Origin of the sequence: Bradyrhizobium sp. ISRA464 (genome assembly GCF_029910095.1) — a bacterium.
Classification (GTDB): Bacteria; Pseudomonadota; Alphaproteobacteria; order Rhizobiales; family Xanthobacteraceae; genus Bradyrhizobium.
In genome coordinates, this window is sequence record NZ_CP094526.1 from 751,497 (window position 1) to 772,983 (window position 21,487).

The following is a 21,487-nucleotide window of genomic DNA, read 5'->3' on the forward strand; positions in this document are numbered from 1 at the left end:
GCCGTTCCGCGTTTCACGTCATGAGCCGAGCGCGGCGATGTCCACGGCTACGTCGTGCCGAGCCAGAACCGCGTCTCGGTTTCCGCCCAGCCTTTGCCGATGCGGCTGCTCAACCAGGTATCGCTGCGCTTCAGTCCCTTGTCCTTCTGGCCTTCAGCCGTGTTGCGCCAGGCTTGCCAGCGATACTGGCCGTAGATGCTGACGATGCGTGCGGCATAGGTCAGCGCCAGCTGCGAATCGCCACGGATGATGACGAGGTTGTCGTCGTTCTTGGTGCTGGCGCGGTCGCTGAAATTGTGTGAGCCCGTCATGACGACCGGGTTCTTGCCTGCGGGGTCGAGCACGATCACCTTGCTGTGCACGGCGATCATGAACTTGCCGGTGTTCGTGATCTCGCGTTGCCACCAGTCCGCGGTCTTGTCGATTCCGGCCGGCCGGATCACGTCGGCGATCTGCTTGCCCTTGAAGACCTGCTGCTGACCGTCGCTGGTCAAGAGTTGCAGTTGATCCTTCGGGCTGTCCTTGCCCTGCGCCGGGAAATTGTTGAGCACGCCGCGCACATAGAGGTTCTTGTCCTGCGCCTTCTCCAGGATCGGGCCGAGCAGGCCGTTGTTGCCCGGATTGAGCATCAGGCACACCGCGCCATGCTCGGCGTCCTCGATCATCCTGGTGGCCTCCTTGAGGTCACCGCTCTTGGTGGTCGGCGTGAACCAGACGCTGATATCAGAGTTGCCGATCGTGAACGGCCACTCCCGATCACCCGCCGTCGCCAGCGCCTTCGGAGACTTGCTGCCGTCCGCGTAGATCATCTTCCAATGATCATGATAAGCGGCGGCGATCTTGTCGTCGGTGATCTCGAGCCCGTTGTTATTCTGGGTGCAGAGCCCGGTGCGCGTCCAGTTGGTGCTGCCGGTCCAGACCACCTGCGGCTTTTGCGCGCCGTCGCAGAACACCGCGAACTTGTTGTGGGCGTAGCGGCTCGGCGCGATCTTGCGGCGAACGATGTCGACGCCGGCCTTCTTCAGCACACCGGCGTTCTTCTCGGTGTCCTTCGCCGTGGCGTCGGACTTGCCGGTGCTGTTGCCGAGCACGACATGTGCCTTGCCCTTCAGCGCACTCAGCGCGGCGATCAGTTCGGGGTCGTTGAGCTCGTAAAGCGCGAGATAGACGTCGCGCTTCTTCGCCTTCGCATCGGCCAGCAGCGCGAGCAGGCGGGCACCGAGCTGTCCCTTGAGGAAGTCGCGGATCTTGTTGCCCTTGGTCGAGATCGCCTTGTCCAGCGTCTGCGCCGGCTTGCGGTCCTGACCGATCGCACGCGACAGCCATTGCGCCGAGATCGTGCCGCGGTTGAACCACGGCTTCAGCGGGCCCGACGGCATAGCGGAGACATAATCGGTCCATGTCGACGGCGCGTTGGCCGTGGGCTTGACCTTGCTGTTACCGTCCTTGAGGACCGGGACGACACCGTAGCGAACCGGCGCATCGCTTGGGGCAAGGAAATCGGTCCAGTTCGTCTTCTGCACCGGCCATTCTGTGCTCGGCCGATGCTCGCCGTTCTTGTGGCCTTGCGCCTGATCCTCGAATCCGACCCAGGTGTCGACAACGCTCGCGCTCTTGCCCTTCTGCTGGCGATACAGCGCGAAGCCGAGGCAGTTCGGGATCATCGCCGACACCTCCCAGACCACGAAGATGCCGTCAGTGGTTGGAAAAGCCTGAATTCTTGCAATCACGGTGATGCCTCCGAATCGCTGTCGAGAAATATCCGGTCAATATGAATTGGACGCGTCGGCTCCTTCCGAAGATCCGTGGCCTCGTATCGGTCGCGTTGCTGCACCGCTAGCAAAGGAAGTATGGCGGTTAATCTGCAACCCTGTCTGTAGGCTGGATCACAGATTGATGACGTGCCGGTTGGGGCGAAGTCGCGCTCATGTGAGCCACTCGCGCCTTTCAAGGCCGGGAAAAACGGCCTAACCTGTTAGATGCAACCGGTGAGGGCAGCACCATGCGAGCCCGCGTACGGAAATTCGCACATATCCTGGAACGTCTCGGCCTTGCCATGGCAGGAGCAGCGAGCGGCCTGTTCGTGGCGGTCCATGTCGGGTCGAGCGTCTCGGCGCTGACCTCTCAGGCGTTCCTGCTCATCATGATGCTCTGCGGCGCCGTCGGCTTCTATCTCGGCATCGACACGCCGCAGCTCGCCTTTCATCCCTTGGACGGCAAGACGCCGCGCAAGGTCGATGCGGCGGAGTTCCTCAGCGCGGTTGGGACCTTCCTCGCGACGTTGGTCGCATTCTTCTCGGTCGGCGTGATCGTGCTGCGCGGCGAGCCCGATTTTGCCTGGACCGCTGCCGTCATGGTCGGGTGGGTGCTCGGCGTTGCCATGCAGATTGTCGCCGGCACGATTGCGCGCAGGCGCGCCTGAACGTCAGTCGCGCGCCAGGCCGAGCCCTTCGAGATGCGTGTCGATGAATTGCGCGAGCCGCTCGCGCAGCTGCGCAGGCGGCACCGCGACCATGCGCTCCTCGAGCCCCAGTGAAATGATGCCGTGAACCGCGGAGAACATCATCCGCGACAGCAGCGCCACATCCTCGGGATCGCGATCGGGCAACAGCCGCGCCAGCGGCGCATGCATCAGCGCGAACGCATCCATCACCATCGTAAGGATATCTTCCGGGAACGGCCGGTCGCCCTCCATGCGGTGCTCGAACAGGGAACGCAACAGATTGGCGTGCTCGGTCGCGAAGCCGAGATAGGCACCGGCGAGCCCGTGCAGCTGGCGGAGGGAATCGTCGGCCGGAACTGTCTTGAGCCGGGCGGTTAGCGCCTGAACCGTCTCGCGGTTCACCGTGAGGATCAGGCCGTCGAAGTCGCCGAACTCGTTATAGACGCTGCCGATGGAGCAGCCGGCGGCCTCGGCAACATCGCGAACCTTCAATGATCTCAGACCTTTAGTGGTGATCAAGCGGCGTGCGATGTCGATCAGCAAAGCGCGCCGCTGGACCTTTTTGCGCTCTCGTCGAGATTCGTCTTGAACAATGTTCATTTTCGCATTATTAAGTTTGAGCGTTGCTCAAGTCTACATCGGAGACCACTCAAATGCAGATGCTAGCACTTCAACTGACCACCACCTTCGCCGACGATGCGATCGGGTTCGCGAAGGGCCTTGGCCGCATCGTCGTCCACCTCGCGACCGCACCAGTCGAGCGTATCGCCTGCGCCTGCGACGTCGCAGGGGTTCTGGAGCAGCGGCGCGCCCGACGGCGCGCGCTGAGCGGCGCGTCGTCGAGCGGCCACGGTCGCAATCCGCGCAAGCGCTCGCTGTCGCCGTTCGCCGGCTTGAGCGAATTGACGTGAGCACAACACACAGCCGCCGGCGATCGGCAATTGTCATCGAATCCTCAACAAAGCACTCACCATGTCCCCGCACACCTCTGTCTCCCCCGGTCGGTCGTACGCCCGCGAAAGGTCTCGTACATCCCTGCCGGGCAATGTCGCGGCGTCCCGGCCCGGCGCGGGTGATTTTGCGCCGGTTCGAACCGATACGTTGCGAGGCAGACTAAGATTGCGGCATCCGCCTCATTCCTACATCGCTCGCCATCCCCTGACACGCCTGCTTGCAGACCCTTCGGCGCCCCACGCCCGAACACAAGGAAACGGTCATGATAAAGGAACTGATGTCGTCCCGCCGCTTCGCGCCGCTGTTCTGGGCCCAGTTCTGCTCGGCATTGAACGACAACGTGCTGAAGAACGCGCTGGTCATCATCCTGCTTTACGGCGCGACCACAGGCCAGGGCCCGACTCTGGTCACGATCGCCGGTGCCGTCTTCATCTTTCCGTTCTTCGTGCTGTCGGCGCTCGGCGGCGAGCTTGCGGACAAATACGTCAAGTCGGTCGTCGCGCGCCGCCTGAAATTCTTCGAGATCTTCGCCGCGGCCTTCGCGGCCACCGGCTTCTTCATGCATTCGATCCCGCTGCTGTTCGTCGCGCTGGCGCTGTTCGGCGTGGTCGCCGCGCTGTTCGGGCCGGTGAAATACGCCATCCTGCCGGACCAGCTCCCGGTGTCGGAACTCGCCACCGGCAACGCGCTGGTCGAGGGCGCGACTTTCATGGCGATCCTGATCGGCACCATCGCCGGCGGCCTGTTCGTCGCGGAGGCGAGCCACATGGGCTGGATCTGCACCGCCGTGGTCGGCCTCTCGGTGCTGTCCTGGGGCTTTGCGTCGCGCATTCCGGTGACGCAGCCCTCCGCGCCTGATCTGCCGATTACGGCCAATCCCTGGACCTCGACGGTGCGGCTGTTGAAGTCGCTCTATGCCGAGCCGCGGCTGTGGGACGGCATGCTGATCGTGTCCTGGTTCTGGATGGTCGGCGCGATCGTGCTCTCGCTGCTGCCCGCGCTGATCAAGGAGGGCGTCGGCGGCACCGAGGGCGTCGTCACGCTGTGCCTTGCGATCTTCGCGATCGGCATCGCCGCCGGCTCGCTGTTTGCCGCGCAGCTCAGCCATGTCAGGCCGAATCTCGCGCTGGTGCCGATCGGCGCCATCGTGATGGGCGTGGTTGGGCTCGATCTCGCCTGGGCGATCGGCCACACCGCGCTCGGCAAGGATGTCACCGCCTTTGCATTCGCGACTTCGTTCGGCGGCTTGCGGATGATCGTCGACTTCTTCCTGTTCGCCTTCGGCGGCGGCCTGTTCGTGGTGCCGTCCTTCGCCGCAGTGCAGGCCTGGACTGCGCCGTCCGAGCGCGCCCGCATCATCGCCGCCGGCAACATCCTGCAGGCCGGCTTCATGGTCGCTGGCGCCCTGTTCGTGGCGCTGCTGCAGGCCGCAGGGCTTGCGATCGCCTGGATCTTCTTCGGCCTCGCGATTGCGAGCTTCGGCACCGTGTGGTTCGTGCTGGGCAAGTGGGGCAAGGAGGGCGTGCGCGATTTCGGCGCGCTGTTGTTCCGCGCGCTGTTCCGCCTCGAGGTGCGCGGCATGGAGAACCTGCCGCCGGCGGGCACGCGCATGCTGATCGCGCCCAACCATGTCAGCCTGGTCGATGGTCCGCTGCTGCACGCCATGCTGCCGATCGACGCGAGCTTCGCGGTCGACACCGGCATCTCCAAGGCCTGGTGGGCCAGGCCGTTCCTGAAGATGATCAAGCACTACACGATGGATCCGACCAAGCCGCTGGCCGCGCGCGACCTGATCAAGCTGGTCGCCGCCGGCGAGCCGGTCGTGATCTTCCCGGAGGGGCGCATCACCGTCTCCGGCTCGCTGATGAAGGTCTATGACGGCACCGCGATGATCGCCGACAAGGCGGACGCCGTGGTCGTCCCGGTTCGCATCGAGGGCGCGCAGCGCTCGCATCTCAGCTATCTCAAGAACGGCGAGATCAAGCGCTCCTGGTTCCCCAAGGTGACGATCTCGATCCTGCCGTCGGTGAAGCTGCCGGTCGACCAGTCGTTGAAGGGCAAGGCACGCCGCAACGCCGCCGGCGCCGCGCTGCAGGACGTGATGATCGATGCCATGGTCAAGAATGCCATGCTCGACCAGACGCTGTTCGAAGGCCTCGGCCACGCCTATCGCGATCGCGACACCGGCAAGCCGATCGTTGAGGACGCGCTCGGCACCAAGCTGACCTACCGCAAGCTGATTCTCGGTGCGCAGGTGCTGAGCCGCAAGCTCGAGCAGGGCACCTCGGTCGGCGAGAATGTCGGCGTGCTGCTGCCGAACTCGGCCGGCGTCGCGGTCGTGTTCATGGCGTTGCAGAGCATCGGCCGCGTGCCGGCGATGCTCAATTTCTCGGCGGGCCCGGTCAACGTGCTGGCCGCGATGAAGGCCGCGCAGGTCCGCACCGTACTGACCTCGAAGGCGTTCATCGAGAAGGGCAAGCTCGACAGGCTGATCGCCGCGATCGCCGAGCAGGCCCGCGTGGTCTATCTCGAGGACGTCAGGGCGGGCATCGGCTTGGTCGACAAGCTGCAGGGCTTTCGCGCCGGCACCGCGCCGCGCGTCGCCCGCAAGGCGAACGATCCCGCGGTCGTGCTGTTCACCTCGGGCTCGGAAGGCACGCCGAAAGGCGTCGTGCTCTCCCACCGCAACATCCTTGCCAACGCGGCGCAGGCGCTGGCGCGGGTCGATGCCAACGCCAACGACAAGGTGTTCAACGTGCTGCCGGTGTTCCACTCCTTTGGTCTTACCGGCGGCATGATGATGCCGATCCTCGGTGGCATCCCGATCTTCATGTATCCGTCGCCGCTGCATTACCGGATCGTGCCCGAGCTGATCTATCAGACCGGCGCCACCATCCTGTTCGGCACCGATACCTTCCTCACCGGCTATGCACGCTCCGCGCATGCCTATGACTTCCGCACGCTGCGGCTGGTGATCGCCGGCGCGGAAGCGGTGAAGGAGCGTACCCGGCAGATCTACATGGAGCGCTACGGCATCCGCATCCTCGAAGGCTACGGCGTTACCGAAACCGCGCCGGTGCTGGCGATGAACACGCCGATGGCGAACCGCCAGGGCACCGTCGGCCGCATCTCGCCGCTGATGCAATACCGCCTCGATCCGGTCCCCGGCATCGAGGAAGGCGGACGGCTCTCAGTGCGCGGCCCGAACGTCATGCTCGGCTACCTCCGCGCGGAAAATCCCGGCGTGCTCGAACCATTGCCGGACGGCTGGCACGACACCGGCGACATCGTCACGGTCGACGCGCAAGGCTTCATCGCCATCAAGGGCCGCGCCAAGCGGTTCGCCAAGATCGCCGGCGAAATGGTCTCGCTGTCGGCGGTGGAGTCGATGGCGGCGGCGTTGTGGCCGCAGGCGACCTCGGTCGCGGTCTCGATCCCCGATGCACGCAAGGGTGAACGCATCGTGCTGCTCACCACGCAGAAGGATGCCGACCGCGCCGCGATGCAGCGCCAGGCGAAAGCGACCGGCGCCTCCGAGCTCGCCGTGCCTGCCGACATCCGCGTCGTCGACAAGGTGCCGCTGCTCGGCACCGGCAAGACCGACTATGTCGGCGCCACCGCGCTCGCCAAGGAACTCGCGGAGCAACTTGCTGCGGCCGCACCTGAACCGCAGGCCGAACGGTCTGATTCCGTGCCGCGGGATGAGCCGGCCCAGATCGAGCCGGAGCCGTTGCAGCAGCACGTCGCATGAGTGTTGTGCTTTTCGGGAGCATGTTGTCAGATAAGGCAACTGCTCCTGAGAAAGCACCATCATGCCTCTGCCCCTCGACCCCGTCATTGAGAAGATCATTCCGCTGCTGCCGCTGCGCGACCCCACGACCATGACGCCGAAGAGCGCGCGCGAACAGCTGCGGGCGCTGGCCGATGCGCGGGCGGCGGTGCCGCCGCCGCCGGTCGAGGTCGCGCGCGACATCGAGGTGCAGGGCGCCGTGGGCAAGCTCGCCGCGCGGCTCTATCGCAACGGCAGCGGCAAGGCGCCGACGGTGATCTTCTTCCACGGCGGCGGCTGGGTCGCCGGCGATCTCGAGACACACGACCGCCAGGCCCGCAACCTGGTGATCGAGACCGGCGCGGTGGTGATCTCGGTCGATTACCGCCGCCCGCCGGAGGCGCGCTTCCCCGGCGCGTTCGAGGATGCATTCGCGGCCATCCGCGACGTGGTCGCGCGTCTCGGTGAATTCGGCGGCGATCCGTCGCGCCTCGGCGTTGCCGGCGATTCCGCGGGCGGCAATCTCGCCGCCACCACTGCGCTCGCCTGCCGCGATGCCGGCATCAAGCTTGCCGGGCAGCTCTTGGTCTATCCCGTCACCGATGTCGTCGGCAATTTCGCCGACGCGGCGGAGAACGCCAGGTTTCCGTCGCGCGCCGAGAATGCGGAGGGCTACTTCCTGTCGCGCGCGGTGATGGAGTGGTTCTGCGGACACTATCTTGCCGACAAGGCGCAAGGGACCGACTGGCGTGTCTCGCCGCTGCGCGCCAAGAGCCTCAAAGGCGTCGCGCCGGCCGTGGTCACCACAGCCTGGTTCGATCCGCTGCGCGACGAGGGCCACGCCTATGCGAGGGCGTTGCAGGCGGCCGGCGTGCCGGTGACGTATCACTCCGGCGAAGGCCTGATCCACGGCTATTTCGGCCTCGGCGACGCCTCGGACGCCGCCCGCGCCGAAGCGCGACGCGCGCGGGCCGATTTCAAGGTGCTGTTGGAGAAGGGGGCGTAACTCTCCTGTCGTCCCGGCGAAGGCCGGGACCCATAACCACCACAGCCTGTTGTTGCAACGGGCTGTGGCCCCCAGCGTCGCGCCACACCATCCGGTCGGGGTAATGGGTCCCGGCTCCCGTGCGCAATTGCGCACTAGGCCGGGACGACGATGAGGAGAGGCCAGCCTTAAATCGCTTCCCTCAATCATTCCCGATGGTGTCGCCGAACAGCTCCCAGGTCTCGCCGTTGAATTTCTGCAACCGCATCGCCTGAATCGGGAAGTAGTCGGTCGGCGAGGTCTTGATCTTGATGCCGGGCAGCAGCATCGGCAGCGTGGTGTCGAGGTTGGCGGCCTGCTTCATGATGTTCTCATGGGTGAGGTCGTCGCCGCACTGCTTCAGCACCTGCACGGTCGCCTCCGCCACCACATAGCCGTAGACGATGAGCTGGTCCTGCAGATTGCCTTCCGGGAAATATTTCTTCATGAAGTCCTGCCAGGCGATCACATCCGGATCGTCCTTCCACTGCGGGTCGTTCGGATCCTTCAGCGAGTAGGACGAGATGATGCCCTTGGAGTATTCGAAGCCGGCCGGTTTCAGCACCGAGGACACCGAGGTCGAGGTCGCCGCGAGGAAGAACATGTCGGGCTTCCAGCCGATCTCGCCGATCTTCTTGATCGCCTGCGCCGCCTGCTTGGGGATCGCGTGCATGAACAGCACGTTGGCGCCCGACGATTTCAGCTTCACGATCTGGCTGTCGACCGTCGGGTCGGTCGATTCATAGGTCGCTTCCGCCACCACCATTTTCGCGGTGTTCTCCGGCCCCAGCCCCTTCTTGAAGCCGTTGCCATAGTCCTTGCCGGCGTCGTCGTTCTGGTAGAACAGCGCGATTTTGGCGTCCGGCTTGTTGGCCAGCACATATTTCGCATACACCGCGGTCTCGGCCTGGTACGACGGCTGGAAGCCGATCGTCCACGGATAATGCGCGTAGTCGCCCCACAGCGTGGCGCCGGCGCCGACGAAGAGCTGCGGCACCTTCTTGTCGTTGAGATATTTGCGTACCGCCAGCCCGGTCGGCGTGCCCAGCGGATTGAGGATCGCGGCGACCTCCTCCTGCTCCACCAGCTTGCGGGTCTGCTCCACCGTTTTCGGCGGCGAGTAGCCGTCGTCGAGCGTGATCAAATTGATCTTGCGCCCGTTCAGGCCGCCCCGGTCGTTGATCATCCTGAAATAGGCGGCCTGCGTCCTCGCGATCACGCTGTAGGCCGACGCCGCGCCGGAAAACGGCGAGGTCTGGCCGAGCTTGATCTCGGTGTCGCTGGCGCCGGTGCCATATTTCTTCTCGGCAGCCTGCGCCTGTGCCGCAGCCAAGAGCACCGCCGCGACCGTGATGGCCTTCCACATCATTCGAGAGCCTCCCTATGCGTTTATTGTTGTTCGCAAGAGGGAGCTTACGCAGGTCGCGTGCGTCAGGCTTGTGGCGAGAAGCTGGGGCAGGGATGCGAAAATGCGGCGTGGTGCCGCTCAGATTTGCCGTCGTCCCGGCGCAGGCCGGGACCCATAGCCACCGCTCTTTGCCGTTATGCGGAATGTGGCCCCAGCGTCGTGCCACAGATGCATTCGGGGTAATGGGTCCCGGCCCCCGTGCGCAATTGCGCACTAGGCCGGGACGACGCTGTTGGAGTTCGCTGACAGGCGTCTTACCGAACGCTGCCCGTGGTTTCGGGATCGGTCGGCAGCACGATGGCGCCGGCGCGGTTGGCGGCGGCGGTGGTGATCATGCCGGGGTCGCCCACGCTGACATTGCGGGGCGGGTTGAATTCGAGGAGAAACAGCGCGGCCGTTGCCAGCACCGCCACGGCGGCGGCCGCGAGCGCAGGCACCAGTCTTCCGCGCGTATCGAATGCGCGAACTTGCATTTACCAAATCCTTTGCGTGGGTCGTTCTTGAGCTACGATCTAGGTGGGGCCCGGCTTCTTCCCAAGGGTGCGGCGCACGCGCCTCACGATGAGTTGTGCCGACCGTGATCCTCTTCACGGTCCCGCTAGTTTTGCGGAGGGTGCCGCGCCGAATCGCGAGCGTGGTTGAGCGTCTCGTTAGACTACAAATTTATGAAAGAGATCGTGGCGTTTTGCATGCGCCTCATGCGCTCGTGATGATGTCTCGCGATGACGTGATTCCCCTTTGCCAAAAGGCTTTTCGCGCGACAGGCCGGCTCGCTCCTGAGTTTGAAATCTTCTTTGTTGAAAGGCGTTTTTCGTTAACGATTCTTTCACCGGACAACCGCGTCGAGCGATCATTCCGATCGTCATGGCGGGAATTGTCAGCAGCAACCCTGCTGCGTCATGCGCGCCGACGAAAACATCCATCTCTCCACGGCTCGCGCGATGGATTGCTTTGCTCCACGCGCGACGACTCGAAGCAAATTCTCCTTCGCCTGCTCCATCATCGCGCCCACGCGGCGGCGCGCCGCGGCGCGCAGGTCGGATCGATTCACATGTCAGACAGCAGAGGGATGAGCGCGCGTAGTCTCGCGGCCTGATCGGCCCGAGCTTTGCGGCAGTTTGGACCCTCGCTTATGAAGCAGAGGGCGCAGGGAACGCCGGGTGCCAGCACGCACCCATGGGCCCCGTGCAACAAAAAAAGCACGGGGGTAGGACCACAGGTACGGCCGGGCAATCCCGGCGTTCCCCGCGCGGATGGTTTTACGGCTTATACGTGCTCTCCCCGGCGAGACTGGGCTTGCTTGTCACCGCCCTCGCAGAAACGCTGTCGCGTTTCGCGAGAGGACACCAGCCACTAGGGCGTCAGGACCACACGCTTTCACCGTCCGCGATTGAAGCGCGCACGTCACGCGCGCCCCTCGCGTCCACCGCATCCCGCACCCAACGTCCGTGACGATCGCGATACGCCCCTCTCAGAGGAGGCGGGACGCGGGGTTTGTAATGCTGAGTTGGGGTGGGTGGGAAGAGGAATATTTTCGCAGCGGGGACTGGACAGGGTGTGTCGCGTTGAAAATGCGAAGAAAATTCGATTTTTGGCGCAGGCGGCCTGCAATCGTCCGTACCGCGACGCGCCAGCGGTTGCGACAGCTTGTCACCGCAACCGAACTTTGGCATGCGGTTTCTGCGTGACCAAGACGTCTTGCGGGACGCGGGCAGGCCCCGATGGGCGAGCTGGTTTTCGTTAGCAGTTTCTCTCGAGTGATCTTGCGACCGATCTCTCCCCCGAATCCCCGATCGCAGTAGCGCGTGAACGCGGTGGCTTCTGGCGCCGTGTGGCGGCATTTGCGATCGACCTTGCGATCGCGACGCTGCTGATTCAGGTGCTGCGATTCGTGCGAAGCTGTCCGCGGAGCTGGTGAAGAGGCTGACGGGCGGAGGGAAGCAGCGGAGAGCACGAAGATTGGTCGCGAATAGTGAGACCACGCAGCATTCGCCGTTACAAGGAGGGACCTCGCCGTACAAATGGGTGCATCCGACGGAGGAGGGGCTGAGCTACATTTTGGGGTAGCTAATCAAACCTAAATCCGAACAATCCACCACGCTCGTCGTCCGTTAAGCGGACGTCTAGTATGCCCTTAGTCACCGTGGGGTCGTTTGCTATTCCAGTTGCCGCAAACTCGTCGCTGTTCATAGCTATGATATACTGACCGTTGTGCGCATTGGAAGTTCTTGCGCCGAAAAGTATAGCGGCACGCACTTGGCGAACGTCTACTCCATCAAATAGATGACTGTCGTGGACGAAGAAGCCTGGCCCTCCCAAGCGATCTGAAACTGCCTCGAACAGCATGCTATCGAAGCAGAATATCTTCATCATGTCGATGCCACCAAGGTTTCCATCGCCTTGGATCGCGATGTCAATCTGCGGGCCATTCTTAGTTGCAGCAATTACCAGGTTGCCCGTACGATCGTCATACAGTTCTGCGATCGCGTGATCGACCTTGACCGTATCGTAATATGCGGGTGATCATTTGCGATTTGCACCAGCTTGGCCGTGATTTGAGGAGGAATTCCGGTGACGTAATTATTGACGAAGAACCATCCCTTGACATCCGGCCACGCCTTGACCGCGCCGAGGAAATCGTCGGTCACCTTTGCGAGGGCCTGCGCCGTTGCGCCGCTGCTTTGACCGTCACCACCGTTTGTCGGCCCATAGCAAGCGAAGACTGTAAGTGGATCCTGCAGTAGGCCGTCGCACTTCAAGTCGCCCTGTGTATAGTGTGCGGTCGCGGGTATGAAGTTTTCACCCCACACTTTGTTGGCAACGGCAGCGAGGAAATGCTGCAGCATGTCACCGCGGCATCGTCGCAGCTTCAAGTCCAGCGCGTTCCGAAATGCGCGCTTCTTAACGGACGGGATCGAGGCCGGCATGCAAATTCCTTAGAGTAAGGAGATTGCTTAGCATGGTAACCGTCCGGTGAGGGCCGCGGGATAATCGCGTGGGGCGACGGTCCGATCAGGCGGCGGACCCGACCGGGGTCTTCTTCCATTCCCAGGGCAGCAGCTCATTGAGCCGGCCTTGTGGCGTGCCGGCGATGCGAGCGAGCACATCGGCGAGCCAGGCCTGCGGATCGACGTCGTTGAGCTTTGCCGTCATGATCAGCGTCGCCATGACGGCGGCGCGGTCGGCCCCGCGTTCGGAGCCGGCGAACAGCCAGGACTTGCGTCCGAGGGCCGTTTACCGTTCATTCTGCCCATGTCGGGGAGGATTTTGAGGTCCACTATCGCTGGCATCCCTATTTTGGCCAGATGGTGAACGTGCGTCGTGTGGAGCAACGCGCGACAGGTCAGTTTTTGCGGATCCGAGCCCCATTGGGCACGGTCATCACGATTCCCAGCTGGATGGTAGATCCAATCGCGTGCGCGGAGATGACCTCCGGGCGACCACAAGTTGATCTTGCTGCATTATCAGAGCTGAAGAGACTGGTCACAGCGCTCGCCATTTCCGCAAACTCCCCGAGCGATCGAGTCGTATGGGAGAACGCCGATGAAGCAGGAGCGCGTAGCTGCACAGATTTCAGTCGGGCAACTGAGCCTGATATTCGAGCCGGACAGGCTGGACAGGATGAACGAGGCGGCGCGGGTGAAGGCGTTACTGACGCTCGCCCAAATCCTCATGCAGGCCGCCGGCCTGGTAGTCGAGGAGCTCGGTGATGCCCGACACTGACCAGATCCCGGAAGCGCTCTTGAAGCGCAAAGCTGTCGTCTATGTGCGGCAGTCAACGCAATCCCAGGTGATGGCCAATCTGGAGAGCCAACGGCGACAGTACGATCTTGTGGATATTGCGCGCCGGCACGGCTTCTCCGACGTGGAAGTCATTGATGATGACCTCGGCCGTTCGGCGAGTGGAACGGTGGCCCGGCCCGGATTTGATCGGCTGGTCGCATGGTTGTGCGCAGGAGCCGTCGGCGCCGTGATTTGTTTCGATGCATCGCGGCTCGCGCGCAACGGCCGCGATTGGCATCATCTGCTTGAGTTGTGCGGGCTTGTTGAAGCGAGGGTGATTGATCACGACGGCATTTATAATCCTTGCCTTCCGAACGATCGGCTCTTGCTCGGCATGAAGGGAAGCATAAGCGAGTTTGAGTTGGGCATAATCCGGGCACGGATGCTAGACGCAGCCAGGGCGAAGGCCCAACGTGGTGAGCTACGCTTATCAGTGCCGTTTGGTTATGTCTGGCATCGCGAAGCCGGTCTGGGCCTGGATGCTGACCTGCGTCTGCAAGAGGTGATTCGACTTATCTTCACTCGCTTTCGCGAACTTGGTAGCGCTCGCCAGGTGTTGTTGTCGATGAAGGCGGAGCAAATCCACTTCCCCCGACCGGCTGATGAAGGTCGCATGACAAACTTCGTTTGGCAGCCCATCCGCTACCGCAATGTGATCAGTGTGCTGAAGAATCCGTTCTATGCGGGTGTTTACGTATACGGCAAAAGCGAGAAGCGAACCGCGATTGTCGAAGGAAGAGCGCGGCGGACCTACGGGCACTACAAACCGGCGGGCACCTGGGATGTGATGATAAAGGATCATCACGAAGGGTACATCACCTGGGATGACTACCAGCGCAACCAGAAGCAATTGGCGCTTAACGCCTACGGTCGCCCAGATGGCGCAAAATCAGGCCGGGGCGGCCAGGCGCTCTTGTCGGGCATTCTGACGTGCGCTCGTTGTGGTCAGCGCCTGAGCGTCAGCTACAGGGGCGGTCGAATCAGCTACCCGGTCTACCGCTGTGACAAGGGTAGTCTGGCAGGTCGGCTTCGCTGTATGATATTCGGTGCTTCAAAGATCGACGCGGCAGTTGCACGAGAACTGTTACGAGCGGTAGAACCCATGGCGATCGAGGCCGCGTTCGAGGCGCAGCGCATGCAACGGGAACGCCAAGATGACAAGCGCCGGATCCTTGATCTGGAACTCCAGCAAGCCCGGTACGATGCCACGCTTGCTGAGCGCCGCTACGCTGCCTGTGACCCCGATAATCGCCTGATCGCTGCGCAGTTGGAGAAGAACTGGGAATACGCTTTGCGCCGTCTGCGCGAGCTGGAAAATCGCCAGAATGACCATCAGTCATCCGGCCACGCGGTCGATCCCGGCACCTTTGCCGATCTGGTGGATAACCTGTCCGTAGCCTGGAAATCCCCTGATGTGACGATGCGCGCGCGCCAGCAGCTACTGCGAGCCTTGATTGTCGACATCATCGCGGACGTCGACGATGCGGTACGCGACGTTGTGCTCACGATCCATTGGCAGGGTGGGCAGCACTCCGAGCTTCGGATCCGCAAGCCGCGCTCCGGTGAACACGGTTCCTCCACGGCGGAAGATGCCTTGGCTGTTGTCCGCAGCATGGCCGGGCGCTGGTCTGACGAGCACATCGCCGCCACGCTCAATCGCATGGGCTTGCCCACCGGCATGGGTAAGACCTGGACAGCACATCGGGTCAGCTCTATTCGCCGTGTGCGTGGCATCCATGCCTACCGTTCAGCGGAAAAAAACGGCGAATGGCTTACGCAGATCGAGGCCGCAAAAGCGCTCGGTGTCTCAAGTCATATGATCCGCCGCCTTGTCTCCAGCGGCGTTCTTCCTGCTGTGCAGGTTGTTCCGCGAGCACCCTGTCAGATTCGAGCTGCCGATTTGGCGTCCGAGGCGGTCAAAACAGCGATTGCCCGAAAGGGTCGCCCGTCTCGCGAAATTGACGCGGACACGCTTCCAATGTTTACAAGCACTTAAAGAAGGGGCGCACAATGACTCAAGGCTTGCAAAGCCGCGCAGCGCGCGCTCCGCCGCATTGTTTGTCAGACAGATCCGCCCGTCCTCGATGAAGCGAGCGAATCGATCCCAGCGGCGCAGCATGTAGTCGATGGGCTTGGCGACCGAGGACGAGTTTGACAGCCGCGCGCGCTGTTCGCGCAGCCATGCTTCCAATGCCGTTAAGAGCGGGATGCTTTGTTCCTGGCGCACCCGCAGCCGCTCTTCGGCGCCTTGGCCGTTGATGCCGCGCTCGATGTCGAACAGTGCATCGATGCGCTTGACCGCCTCCAGCGCGATCGGCGAGATCGCCGCGGCGTTCTTGTCGCGCCTCGCATTGGCGGCGATGTCCGCCAGTTCAAAAAATTGCCGCCGAGCATGGGCCCAACAGAGTGCGGGCGTGACCGGTCCCTGCGCGCGCGAGGCGTCATACAGTTCGTTATAGCCGCTATAGGCGTCGGCCTGTAGGATGCCGGTGAAGCTTTGAAGATGCCGCGTGGGATGCTCCTGCCGTCGATCGCGCGAGGCGTAATAGAGCGCGGCCGGCGGCGCCCGTCCGCCAGACGGCCGATCGTCGCGGACGTAGGTCCAGATATGTCCTTTGACCGTCTGCCCCTTGGCCAGGATTGGCACCGTGGTGTCGTCGCCGTGCAGCCGCTCGGCGGCCAGGACGTGGCGCTCGATCAGTGCATGAAGCGGCTGCAGGGCCGCCGCACAGGTGCCGACCTGGTCGGCCAGTGTCGACAGGCTCAGATCGATGCCCTCCCGGGCGTAGCGCTCGCTCTGCCGGTTGAGGGGCTGATGCTGGCCAAACTTCTCGAACAAGATCATGGCCAGGAGGTTGGGCCCGGCAAAGCCGCGCGGCGTCACGTGGAAGGGCGCCGGCGGCTGAGTGATCGTCTCGCAGTCCCGACACGAGAACTTCTCGCGCACCGTCTGGATCACCTTCCACTGCCGCGGAATGACCTCCAGCGTCTCTGTGATGTCTTCGCCCAGCTTCGAGAGCTTCGATGAGCCGCAGCAGGGGCAGCTCTCCGGGGCCGGGACCACGATCCGCTCGCGCGGCAGATGATCGGGGAACGGTTTGCGCGATGGCCGCTTGCGCTTAAACGACTGCACGGTCTGCGTCTTGGTCGCCGCCCTCTCAGCCGCCAGTTCGTCCTCGGTTGCGGTCGCTTCCAGCTCCTCAAGCTGAAGCTCCATTTGCTCCAAGAGCCGTGCCTTGCGCTCCGAGCGGCTGCCGTAGATCTGGCGACGCAGCTTCTCGATCTCGAGCTTGAGGTAACTGATCAGTGCCTCGGCCGCCTTCGCGTTGGCGGCTTCCGCTTTGGCGCTCGCCGCGACTGCTTCCGCTTCGAGCCTCGCGGCCCGTTCGGCGAGGATCATCGCGTGCGCGGCGGCCAGATCGGTGGGGAGCGATTCAGATGTGGTCACGACGATGATGGAATCACATCCATCACGATCCGAGAAGCGCAAAGCCTCATCCGACCGATGTCGGCCGCCACGTCTCTTGTGGGTGCCTCCAGTCGATCCCCGACAAGAGATAACCGAGCTGCGCCGACGAGATCGTCACCACACCCTCAGCCGGGCTCGGCCAGATGAAGCGACCCCGCTCCAGGCGTTTTGTGAACAGGCAGGCGCCCTGGCCGTGGTGAGTCGGCCCCGGGAGTTGCACCCGGAGCCGCTCTCCGAACCGTACGTGACGCTCTCACGTCATACGGCTCTCAACAAGTAACGAAGCAGAACTCAACATCGTCCAATGAGCGAACAGCTTCGGCCTACGGCAGCGGATCAATCTGAGCCAGGTGGAGGCTCTGACTTTTCCGTTCTTCAGCCCTTTGTATTTGCGTCGCGCCCAGCGGTTAAGAGATTCGTCGACGTATCGATACAGGTTGTGCATTTCTGACCGCCCATATCTGCCGTAGTACTGCATCCATCCACGAAGGACGGGGTTCAGTTCCAAGGCGATTGCGTCGACTTCCGTCTGCGAGCGAAGCCTGAGCCGGAGCTGCCGGATCGTCATACGCATGGACTTCATCGCCGCCCTGCTGGCCGCTGGCGAGAACGTACAGAAGTTTTCTTTCTTCTGATGGTTTCTTGCCCTGCGCGGTCGAAAGGTAAATCCCAGAAAGTCAAATGACTGACTGGCATGGCTACCCGGGCGATTGCTGTCTTTGCAGTAGACGATCTTGGTCTTGTCGGGATGCATTTCGAGTTCGCATTCCTCAAACCTTGCTTGCAACGCCGCCTTGATGGCTTCCGCTTCAGCCTTGGTTCGGCAATGAACGAGCCCGTCGTCCGCGTATCGACACCACGGTGACTGCGGGAAGTTCCGCGCCATCCATGTATCGAACGCATAATGCAAGAACAGATTGGCAAGGACGGGACTGATCACGCCGCCTTGGGGAGTGCCCCGGTCGCGAGCGGTGATCGCTCCGTCTTTGCCTTGCATCGGCGCTATTAGCCAGCGTTCGATGTAGAGCAGAGCCCATTCGTCTTGCACATGCTTCCTGACGGCCTTCATAAGCAACTTGTGGCTGATATTGTCGAACAGGCCTTTGATGTCGAACTCCAGCACCCAGTCCATCTTCCAGCACCGTTGCCGGGTGACGCCGACGGCGTCCAGCGCGGATTTTCCGGGCCGGTAGCCGTAGGAATCGGGAAGGAAGATTTCCTCGAGTGCTTGTTCAATCTGCAGCTTGACGACCGTCTGCGCCACGCGATCTGCTACTGTCGGCACGCCTAGAATGCGTTGTCCGCCGTTCTTCTTGGGAATGGGGACAGCCCGAACGGCAGGTGGAAAGTAGCTGCCAGAAGACATTCGATTCCAGACCTTGTAAAGGTTGCCCTTCAAGTCTTTCTCAAAAGCTTCGAGCGACACCTTATCCACGCCGGCCGCGCCCGCATTGGCTTTGACCAGTTTGTAGGCCTTCATCACTGTCTGCTTGTCGATATCGTACTGCTTACGTCCGGTTACACTCACATGTCCTCCTGCTCATCACAGTTGCATATGGGCGCAACCCACTTGTTTCGGCCCCTTCGCTCCAGTTCCATTACAGCACCTTCATCACTACTACGAGCCGATCCGCCCCAGTGTTGTGCTTCGGTACTCTCGTCTCGCGGTGTGCGCCGCTTGAACTTCTCCCTTGGCATCACAACGACTGGTTCCTGCAGTTCTCTACAAGAGCCTGTATCCAGATCGCGTCCCCTAAACGCCGGTCGCCATCCGCGCAGTAATCCAGGCGTCTCACGGATTGATCTCAGGGATGGCACGCGCCCCTGATTTTGGCGACGCCTTAGTAATTTTCGACGCGTCATCGGAAGATTCGCTTTCGCTCGCCTTCTGGATACTTACCTGCCCCGTAAACCCGGGACTTTTGCAACACTTGCTGATGACCGCGCCTTTTAAGCGAAGCCACAGTGTCGTGGTTTTGCATCTGCGCTGGAACGCCGATGCAGGAGGGCCGTCCTCCATCTCTCATAAAGCTGTACGCATTAAATTCGGTTATTCACCTCCTTCATGCTCTGCAGCACACCATGCCAGATCACCTTCAAGAGATTGCCGCGGCGACCGCGGAAGCAAAACAGGTGGCCGCCGAGCGGATCGCGATGCAGGATCTCCTGGACCTGCAAGGCCAGCGACGGAAAGCCCTTCCGCATGTCGGTATAGCCGGTCGCGAGCCATACCCGCACGCCGGCCGGCAATGGGATCATCGTGACCGCCCTTCCGTCAGCGCCGCGACAACTGCCTTCAGCGTCGTCGCGTCAACCGCGCCCGTGATCCGCATCCGAGCCCCGGCCGCGAACTCAATCTCGATCGCGCCGCAGGTCCCGGAGGGCGAGGTCAACGGTTGCCGGTCTGGCGAAATGGAGACCGCCGCAAAACCGACCTCGTCAGCTTGCCGCTGCATCGGCCCAGGTTCGAAAGCGAGGACGCCTGTGCGTGCCTGCCGCCGCCAGGCCGTGACCAGATTGCGGTGGACATCATGTCGTCGAGCAACCTCGACAACACTGGCCCCAGGCGCCAGACTCTCCTCCACGATCCGAAGCTTCTCGGCAGTCGTCCACCGCCGTCGCCGCTCTGGACCGGACAGAACCGTAACCGTCGTCACGTTTGCTCATTTGTTTGCAAATCAATGAGCAAACCATCTCACGCTCGAACACAATCCGGGAAGACGGCCCTCGCCGGGGGCTTACTTAGCATGTCGGGCGCTAGCGTGTGAAGAATCGGGGTCACTGCCTATAGTAGCATCCCAACTAGGTAATTTGCTGATCAGCAAAGAAAAACGGCCGGGTCATCCGACCCGGCCGTTCAAAACTCTCTCCGCTGCTTTCCGCTGCAGCGATGTGTCGCAGCTAGCTCAGCTAGCCTTCTTCACCGGCGCCGGCTTGCCGACCTTCTTCTCGATCGCGCGCTTGAGTTCGAGGGCGCGGGGCGAGAGCGCCTCGGCCTTGGCCTTCAGCAGATAGGCGTCGAGGCCGCCATTGTGGTCGACGCTCTTGATCGCGCTGGTCGAGACGCGCAGGCGCACGTTGCGGCCGAGCGCTTCGGAGATGAAGGTGATGTTGGCCAGGTTCGGCAGGAAGCGCCGCTTGGTCTTGATGTTCGAGTGGCTCACCTTGTGGCCCACCTGGGGGCCCTTGGCCGTCAGTTCGCAGCGCCGGGACATTTCACAAAATCCTTTTCCATCCCCGCCTCTCTATCCGGGCGTGCAATCACACGGCCCGCGCGGGGGTTTTGAATTCGCGTCCATTTTCCAGGAACCGCGGGTGTATAGGGGGAGATGGCCGCAGCGTCAAGATTATATCGCCGCATGGGCGCCCCGGAAATTGCCGGTTCATAAGCCGTTCCAGCCACTTAACGCCTGAGATGGCAACCATATAAAGGGCGTATTCGGCTGCAATTCTGGTTCCATAAAGACGCGCGCGGGTTTGATGACGCGTGTTCTGGGCGCAAGACCGGCGCCCGCTTTTGCGGAACACGCGTTGTCTGGCCAATTCGACTGCCTAAATGACACGATCGAGCGCCGATAGCAGGACCGTCAGGTAAGTGACTACCCCAATTGCCATTTTGCCGCCCTCCGGGTGGCTGCTCGGCCTGTTGGCCGGCGCATTGATGCTGCTCGGCCCGGAGGCTGCGAAGGCCCAGGGGCGGCTCGATGCGCAGTATGAGGCCACGCTCGCCGGTATCCCGGTCGGCAAGGGCTCCTGGACCATCGAAATCGGCGACGACACCTTCTCCGCCTCGGCCCAGGGCGGCACCGCGGGGCTGTTGAAGGCGTTCGCCGGCGGCACCGGCACCGGCGCCTCGCAGGGCCGCGTCGTCAACGGCGCGCTGGTGGCCAATTCCTACACCGCGACCACCACCACCTCGAAGAAGTCAGAGACGATCCGGATGGTGCTCGCCAATGGCAACGTCAAGGATTCCATGATCGAGCCGGTGCCGCCTGTTGATGCCGACCGCATTCCGGTCACCGACGCGCACAAGAAGGGCGTGTTCGATCCGATGACCGGCTCGATGCTGCGCGTGCCTGGGAATACCGAGCTGTTGAGCCCGGATAGCTGCCGCACCGCCGCCGGCGTGTTCGACGGGCGCATGCGCTACGATCTCAAGCTGGATTACAAGCGGGTGGTGACGGTGAAGGCCGATCGCGGCTATCACGGCCCGGCGCTGGTCTGCGCGATCTATTTCGTGCCGATCTCGGGCTACATCCCGGATCGCCCCGTGATCAAATACCTCGCCGCCCAGCGCAACATCGAGATCACGCTGGTGCCGATCGCAGGCACGCGCATCCTGGTGCCGTTCCGTATGACGATCCCGACCCCGCTCGGCCCCGCGATGCTGGAAGCCACCTCGTTCGTCACCACGGCCGCGCCGCCGCGCGTGGCGAAGACGCAGTAGCGGCGGGCAAAACACCTCGTCATTGCCGGGCTTGACCCAGCAATCCGTCGTTTCGAGAGAGGTCTTTGGGTTGATGGATGCCCGGGTCAAGCCGGTCAAGCCCGGGCATGACGAGTGACGAGAAGCGGCGGGAATGCTTTCCCTCTCACCCAACGGGAGGGGGTTCCTCGCGCCAGGCATGCAACAAACG

General features: G+C 62.6%; 19 protein-coding genes and 2 pseudogenes. 7 read left to right on the plus strand and 14 right to left on the minus strand.

Annotated features, from left to right (window positions below; translation table 11 throughout):
- Positions 1-47 precede the first annotated feature (47 nt).
- The gene (locus MTX19_RS03510) at positions 48-1,730 is read right to left on the minus strand and encodes a phospholipase D-like domain-containing protein (RefSeq protein ID WP_280982456.1); all 1,683 of its coding nucleotides are present in this window, start codon (positions 1,728-1,730) and stop codon (positions 48-50) included.
- A gap of 272 nt (positions 1,731-2,002) precedes the next feature.
- On the opposite strand from MTX19_RS03510, the gene MTX19_RS03515 reads away from it, so the two are divergent.
- Positions 2,003-2,422, plus strand: a complete 420-nt coding sequence (locus MTX19_RS03515) for a hypothetical protein (RefSeq protein WP_280982457.1) — start codon at positions 2,003-2,005, stop codon at positions 2,420-2,422.
- A gap of 3 nt (positions 2,423-2,425) precedes the next feature.
- On the opposite strand, the gene MTX19_RS03520 is transcribed toward MTX19_RS03515, so the two are convergent.
- A complete protein-coding gene (locus MTX19_RS03520; RefSeq protein WP_280982458.1) occupies positions 2,426-3,043 on the minus strand; it encodes a TetR/AcrR family transcriptional regulator in 618 nt (205 codons plus the stop codon).
- 53 nt (positions 3,044-3,096) lie between these two features.
- Between MTX19_RS03520 and MTX19_RS03525 the strand changes: the two genes are divergently transcribed.
- The 3 genes from MTX19_RS03525 to MTX19_RS03535 all read left to right on the plus strand — a co-directional run bounded on the left by MTX19_RS03525 (position 3,097) and on the right by MTX19_RS03535 (position 8,172).
- Positions 3,097-3,354, plus strand: a complete 258-nt coding sequence (locus MTX19_RS03525; RefSeq protein ID WP_280982459.1) for a hypothetical protein — start codon at positions 3,097-3,099, stop codon at positions 3,352-3,354.
- 305 nt (positions 3,355-3,659) lie between these two features.
- Entirely contained in the window at positions 3,660-7,148 is a 3,489-nt protein-coding gene (locus tag MTX19_RS03530; protein WP_280982460.1) for an acyl-[ACP]--phospholipid O-acyltransferase, read from the plus strand.
- Positions 7,149-7,209: 61 nt separating this feature from the next.
- Complete coding sequence (locus MTX19_RS03535; RefSeq protein ID WP_280982461.1) at positions 7,210-8,172, plus strand: alpha/beta hydrolase; 963 nt, start codon at positions 7,210-7,212, stop codon at positions 8,170-8,172.
- A 181-nt stretch (positions 8,173-8,353) separates the two neighbouring features.
- Here the strand turns inward: MTX19_RS03535 and MTX19_RS03540 are convergent, their stop codons facing one another.
- From MTX19_RS03540 to MTX19_RS03565, 6 genes and pseudogenes are all read right to left on the minus strand, one after another.
- Positions 8,354-9,559 (minus strand): ABC transporter substrate-binding protein, encoded by a 1,206-nt coding sequence (locus MTX19_RS03540; protein ID WP_280982462.1) that lies wholly within the window; start codon positions 9,557-9,559, stop codon positions 8,354-8,356.
- Between the two features lie 293 nt (positions 9,560-9,852).
- Positions 9,853-10,071: a hypothetical protein gene (locus MTX19_RS03545; protein WP_280982463.1), complete on the minus strand. Its 219-nt coding sequence runs from the start codon at positions 10,069-10,071 to the stop codon at positions 9,853-9,855.
- Positions 10,072-10,248: 177 nt separating this feature from the next.
- Positions 10,249-10,521, minus strand: a complete 273-nt coding sequence (locus MTX19_RS03550; RefSeq protein WP_280982464.1) for a hypothetical protein — start codon at positions 10,519-10,521, stop codon at positions 10,249-10,251.
- 1,144 nt (positions 10,522-11,665) lie between these two features.
- Positions 11,666-12,082 carry a DUF2326 domain-containing protein gene (locus MTX19_RS03555; protein ID WP_348638306.1) on the minus strand — a complete coding sequence of 139 codons (417 nt, stop codon included), beginning with the start codon at positions 12,080-12,082 and terminating at the stop codon, positions 11,666-11,668.
- Positions 12,043-12,525, minus strand: coding sequence for a hypothetical protein (locus MTX19_RS03560; RefSeq protein ID WP_280982465.1), 483 nt, complete (start codon positions 12,523-12,525; stop codon positions 12,043-12,045). The genes MTX19_RS03555 and MTX19_RS03560 overlap by 40 nt, the downstream gene beginning before the upstream one ends.
- Positions 12,526-12,610: 85 nt before the next feature.
- Positions 12,611-12,829: pseudogene (locus tag MTX19_RS03565) on the minus strand (transposase domain-containing protein); the annotation flags it as partial.
- Positions 12,830-13,141: 312 nt separating this feature from the next.
- Here MTX19_RS03565 and MTX19_RS03570 point away from each other — a divergent pair.
- Together MTX19_RS03570 and MTX19_RS39190 are read left to right on the plus strand one after the other, a co-directional pair.
- Complete coding sequence (locus MTX19_RS03570; protein WP_280980172.1) at positions 13,142-13,321, plus strand: hypothetical protein; 180 nt, start codon at positions 13,142-13,144, stop codon at positions 13,319-13,321.
- A pseudogene (locus tag MTX19_RS39190) lies at positions 13,308-14,453 on the plus strand (recombinase family protein); the annotation flags it as partial. The gene MTX19_RS03570 and the pseudogene MTX19_RS39190, both read left to right, overlap by 14 nt.
- A gap of 735 nt (positions 14,454-15,188) precedes the next feature.
- On the opposite strand, the gene MTX19_RS03580 reads toward MTX19_RS39190, so the two are convergent.
- The 6 genes from MTX19_RS03580 to rpmB all read right to left on the minus strand — a co-directional run bounded on the left by MTX19_RS03580 (position 15,189) and on the right by rpmB (position 20,065).
- Positions 15,189-16,781, minus strand: coding sequence for an IS66 family transposase (locus tag MTX19_RS03580; RefSeq protein ID WP_348638307.1), 1,593 nt, complete (start codon positions 16,779-16,781; stop codon positions 15,189-15,191).
- A gap of 94 nt (positions 16,782-16,875) precedes the next feature.
- A complete protein-coding gene (gene tnpB, locus MTX19_RS03585) occupies positions 16,876-17,070 on the minus strand; it encodes an IS66 family insertion sequence element accessory protein TnpB (RefSeq protein WP_280982466.1) in 195 nt (64 codons plus the stop codon).
- Positions 17,071-17,103: 33 nt separating this feature from the next.
- Complete coding sequence (ltrA, locus tag MTX19_RS03590; RefSeq protein ID WP_280984681.1) at positions 17,104-18,330, minus strand: group II intron reverse transcriptase/maturase; 1,227 nt, start codon at positions 18,328-18,330, stop codon at positions 17,104-17,106.
- A gap of 560 nt (positions 18,331-18,890) precedes the next feature.
- Positions 18,891-19,109 carry an IS66 family insertion sequence element accessory protein TnpB gene (tnpB, locus tag MTX19_RS03595; RefSeq protein ID WP_348638264.1) on the minus strand — a complete coding sequence of 73 codons (219 nt, stop codon included), beginning with the start codon at positions 19,107-19,109 and terminating at the stop codon, positions 18,891-18,893.
- The gene (locus MTX19_RS03600; RefSeq protein WP_280980249.1) at positions 19,106-19,507 is read right to left on the minus strand and encodes a transposase; all 402 of its coding nucleotides are present in this window, start codon (positions 19,505-19,507) and stop codon (positions 19,106-19,108) included. The genes tnpB (MTX19_RS03595) and MTX19_RS03600 overlap by 4 nt, the downstream gene beginning before the upstream one ends.
- Before the next feature lie 249 nt (positions 19,508-19,756).
- Positions 19,757-20,065 carry a 50S ribosomal protein L28 gene (gene rpmB / locus MTX19_RS03605; RefSeq protein ID WP_280974406.1) on the minus strand — a complete coding sequence of 103 codons (309 nt, stop codon included), beginning with the start codon at positions 20,063-20,065 and terminating at the stop codon, positions 19,757-19,759.
- Positions 20,066-20,511: 446 nt separating this feature from the next.
- Between rpmB and MTX19_RS03610 the strand changes: the two genes are divergently transcribed.
- Complete coding sequence (locus tag MTX19_RS03610) at positions 20,512-21,297, plus strand: DUF3108 domain-containing protein (protein ID WP_280984682.1); 786 nt, start codon at positions 20,512-20,514, stop codon at positions 21,295-21,297.
- Positions 21,298-21,487: the final 190 nt, after the last annotated feature.

Excerpts from the sequence above, each read along its gene's own strand:
- MTX19_RS03515 (WP_280982457.1), top strand. The coding sequence starts at position 2,003 with ATGCGAGCCCGCGTACGGAAATTCGCACATATCCTGGAACGTCTCGGC.
- MTX19_RS03520 (WP_280982458.1), bottom strand. The coding sequence starts at position 3,043 with ATGAACATTGTTCAAGACGAATCTCGACGAGAGCGCAAAAAGGTCCAG.
- MTX19_RS03525 (WP_280982459.1), top strand. The coding sequence starts at position 3,097 with ATGCAGATGCTAGCACTTCAACTGACCACCACCTTCGCCGACGATGCG.
- MTX19_RS03530 (WP_280982460.1), top strand. The coding sequence starts at position 3,660 with ATGATAAAGGAACTGATGTCGTCCCGCCGCTTCGCGCCGCTGTTCTGG.
- MTX19_RS03535 (WP_280982461.1), top strand. The coding sequence starts at position 7,210 with ATGCCTCTGCCCCTCGACCCCGTCATTGAGAAGATCATTCCGCTGCTG.
- MTX19_RS03540 (WP_280982462.1), bottom strand. The coding sequence starts at position 9,559 with ATGATGTGGAAGGCCATCACGGTCGCGGCGGTGCTCTTGGCTGCGGCA.
- MTX19_RS03545 (WP_280982463.1), bottom strand. The coding sequence starts at position 10,071 with ATGCAAGTTCGCGCATTCGATACGCGCGGAAGACTGGTGCCTGCGCTC.
- MTX19_RS03550 (WP_280982464.1), bottom strand. The coding sequence starts at position 10,521 with ATGGATGTTTTCGTCGGCGCGCATGACGCAGCAGGGTTGCTGCTGACA.
- MTX19_RS03560 (WP_280982465.1), bottom strand. The coding sequence starts at position 12,525 with ATGCCGGCCTCGATCCCGTCCGTTAAGAAGCGCGCATTTCGGAACGCG.
- MTX19_RS03570 (WP_280980172.1), top strand. The coding sequence starts at position 13,142 with ATGAAGCAGGAGCGCGTAGCTGCACAGATTTCAGTCGGGCAACTGAGC.
- MTX19_RS03580 (WP_348638307.1), bottom strand. The coding sequence starts at position 16,781 with ATGATCCTCGCCGAACGGGCCGCGAGGCTCGAAGCGGAAGCAGTCGCG.
- ltrA (WP_280984681.1), bottom strand. The coding sequence starts at position 18,330 with ATGAAGGCCTACAAACTGGTCAAAGCCAATGCGGGCGCGGCCGGCGTG.
- tnpB (WP_348638264.1), bottom strand. The coding sequence starts at position 19,109 with ATGATCCCATTGCCGGCCGGCGTGCGGGTATGGCTCGCGACCGGCTAT.
- rpmB (WP_280974406.1), bottom strand. The coding sequence starts at position 20,065 with ATGTCCCGGCGCTGCGAACTGACGGCCAAGGGCCCCCAGGTGGGCCAC.
- MTX19_RS03610 (WP_280984682.1), top strand. The coding sequence starts at position 20,512 with ATGCTGCTCGGCCCGGAGGCTGCGAAGGCCCAGGGGCGGCTCGATGCG.